This window comes from Chromobacterium sp. ASV23, assembly GCF_016428945.1.
GTDB lineage: Bacteria > Pseudomonadota > Gammaproteobacteria > Burkholderiales > Chromobacteriaceae > Chromobacterium > Chromobacterium sinusclupearum.
Genome location: NZ_JAELTR010000288.1, coordinates 1 through 253 on the forward strand (window position 1 = coordinate 1; position 253 = coordinate 253).

Consider the following 253-nt stretch of genomic DNA (forward strand, 5'->3'; position numbering starts at 1 on the left):
GGGGGGGGGGGGGGGGGGGGGGGGGGGGGGGGGGGGGGGGGGGGGGGGGGGGGGGGGGGGGGGGGGGGGGGGGGGGGGGGGGGGGGGGGGGGGGGGGGGGGGGGGGGGGGGGGGGGGGGGGGGGGGGCGGGGGGGGGGGGGGGGGGGGGGGGGGGGGGGGGGGGGGGGGGGGGGGGGGGGGGGGGGGGGGGGGGGGGGGGGGGGGGGGGGGGGGGGGGGGGGGGGGGGGGGGGGGGGGGGGGGGGGGGGGGGG

General features: G+C 100.0%; 1 protein-coding gene. It reads left to right on the top strand.

Annotated elements, in window-relative coordinates; genetic code table 11:
* Positions 1 to 253 (top strand): hypothetical protein (locus JHD59_RS23435; protein ID WP_199104709.1); only part of this gene is annotated, 253 nt, incomplete at both ends.